Annotated in this window: 2 protein-coding genes and 1 pseudogene; 1 reads left to right on the top strand and 2 read right to left on the bottom strand. The window is 64.3% G+C overall.

What is annotated here, in order from left to right; all coding sequences use genetic code 11:
* Nucleotides 1-854, top strand: an 854-nt coding sequence (locus EN935_RS31870) for a fimbria/pilus outer membrane usher protein (protein WP_164771524.1), incomplete at its 5' end; no start/stop codon positions are given.
* Nucleotides 855-879: 25 nt separating this feature from the next.
* On the opposite strand, the gene EN935_RS31865 is transcribed toward EN935_RS31870, so the two are convergent.
* Nucleotides 880-1896 (bottom strand): spore coat protein U domain-containing protein, encoded by a 1017-nt coding sequence (locus EN935_RS31865; RefSeq protein ID WP_109659266.1) that lies wholly within the window; start codon nucleotides 1894-1896, stop codon nucleotides 880-882.
* A 12-nt stretch (nucleotides 1897-1908) separates the two neighbouring features.
* Nucleotides 1909-2282: pseudogene (locus EN935_RS31860) on the bottom strand (low specificity L-threonine aldolase); the annotation flags it as partial.

The following is a 2282-nucleotide window of genomic DNA, read 5'->3' as shown; positions in this document are numbered from 1 at the left end:
GAGACAGTCTCAATGCCACCGCGTTCGCCGAACTTGGCGGGCGACGCAACGCCGGCCTCTTCGCCGGGCTGTCGATCCCGATCGGCGGCGATACAATGGCATCGACGGCCATTTCCGCCGCCAGGGGCAGGTTCGACGTGATCGCCGACGTGAGCAAGCCGCTCGGCGAGGAACCGGGAAGCCTTGGCTGGCGGGCCAGCGTCACCCAAGGCCGATCCGCGGAGGGCTCCGCGGCGGTCTCTTATCGTTCTTCCCACGGGCGTGCCGACGCCGACGTCGCCCGTTCGAACTCCGGCACCACGGCGACAGCCCAGTTCGACGGGGCGATCGCAACGATGGGATCCGGCATCTTCCTGACAGACCGGATCGACGACAGTTTCGCCGTCATCGAAACAGGCTTGCCGAATGTCGGCGTGCTCTACGAAAACCGACCGTCGGGCGTCACCGATGCAAAGGGCCGGCTGCTGCTGCCGCGCCTGCGCTCCTATCAGAGAAACAAGATCGCCATCGACACGACCAACCTGCCCGTCGACGCCGACGTCGCGACAACGCAGGACGTCATCGCGCCAGCCGACCGGGCTGGAGTTCGGGTCGATTTCCGGGTTCGCACGAATGTGGACGCGGCCGTCCTCATCCTGTCGGGGCCTGATGGACAGCCGCTCGAGGCCGGGTCGCATGGCACGATCAATGGTAATCAGGACTTCGTCATCGGCTATGACGGGCGCGCCTATGTGAAGGGACTGGCACGCGAGAACATCGTCGCAGCCGAAACCGCCAAGGGGTCGTGCCAGGCAGCGTTCGGCTACACGCCGAAAGCAAACGGGCAAGTGGTCATTCCGGTCGCTTGCCGCTGACATAGGGGCCGCCGCCTGTGGCCTGTCAGTAGGTGACCGTGACGACGATTGTATCGGTGTACGTTCCAGGCGCAGGCGTGGTCTGCGCAGGGGCGCGGGCGTATACGGTGTATGCTTGGTCCAGCCCGGTGCCGGTGCCGCTAGCGGTGTTGGTGCCGATCGTGTTTCCCCAGACGGTGGTCCTACCGGTGTCGCTGTAGAGCGAATAGGTCACAGTCCTGATGCCGCTCGTCATCTTCCTGCTGGCGACCGTGGCGCCGGATCCGGTTCCGGCGCCGAGCCCGATGTTGTAGGGGGTCGCGTCCGTGCATTGAACCGTGACCGAACCCGTCGAATCGGCATTCGATGCCAGCACGCCGACCGAGCCAAAATTCACGTTGGTGGCCGAAACGTTGCAGTTCGCGTTGATTGTCGCGGTCCAGGTGGAGCCGCTGGAGGTGGCTTGCCGGCTGCCTGTCGGGCACGCCGCGGCAGTCCTGTAGTCATAGGCGGCGGCGGGCGCGGTGGTCATGGTCCAGGTATATGATCCAGGTCCCGAGGTGGTCTGGTTGGAGAATACCCTGCCGTAAACCGTCAGCGTAGCATTGGCGCTGCCGGAGGAACCGAGGCCGAGATCGTAGGTCGTCCCGATGGGATAGAGGCCGTAGGCTGTCGTCGCCAGGCCCCACGATCCCCATATCGTCGTTCGCGTCGCATTGCTGTAGAGTTCATGCACCAGCCGCTCCGAGCCGGACGCCAGCCGGCGATTGCCGGCGGCGTTCGTCTGACCGGGTGACAGTTCGACGCACAGGCGCACCGTCTGGTTGGCCGTCCCGGTGCAATTGATCGAGAAGGTTGTCGTCGTATCGTCAGCCGCACCGCTCAGGATGTCCACCACGCCATACGATCCGTTGGCGGCCGTCATCGAACAGGTCTGGGACCAAGCGCCTTGCAGGCTGGAAGCGAGCAGTATCGTGACCAGCACCGCCCGCAACTGAGCCGTCCAGTGAAGCGAACGGCAAAACCGCCGATGTGTCCTCAAACCTGATCCGCTGTGTTCCATTGTCCCGGTCTATCAGGCAATCAGCTGGCCAAAGCGGTCGACATCTTCGGCCGTCGTCGCAAAGCTGGTGACGAAGCGATAGAGCAACTCGTCCTCGCCGATATGACCGTCAAAGCCATGCGGCTTGTGCCAGTCGTAGAAGGCGGCACCGGCTGCCTGCAGCTTTTCGGCTTCGGCCTTCTTGATCACCGCGAACACCTCGTTTGCCTGCGGCAGCCAGGCCAGCTTTGCCGTGGCCGAATCCTCGATCGCCGCGGCAAGGCGCGCGGCCATCGCGTTGGCGTGGCGGGCGGTTTCCAGCCACAATCCGTCCTTGAAATAGGCCTCGAACTGCGCCGCGACGAAACGCGATTTCGAAAAACGCTGGGCGGCGCGCTTGCGCAGAA

The organism is Mesorhizobium sp. M7D.F.Ca.US.004.03.1.1 (genome assembly GCF_003998635.1).
In the GTDB taxonomy this organism is placed as follows: Bacteria; Pseudomonadota; Alphaproteobacteria; order Rhizobiales; family Rhizobiaceae; genus Mesorhizobium; species Mesorhizobium loti.
This window is presented reverse-complemented; position numbering and strand designations above follow the sequence as displayed.

What these genes read in the sequence shown, in the direction of transcription:
- EN935_RS31865 (WP_109659266.1), bottom strand. Translation starts at nt 1,896, where the DNA reads ATGGAACACAGCGGATCAGGTTTGAGGACACATCGGCGGTTTTGCCGT.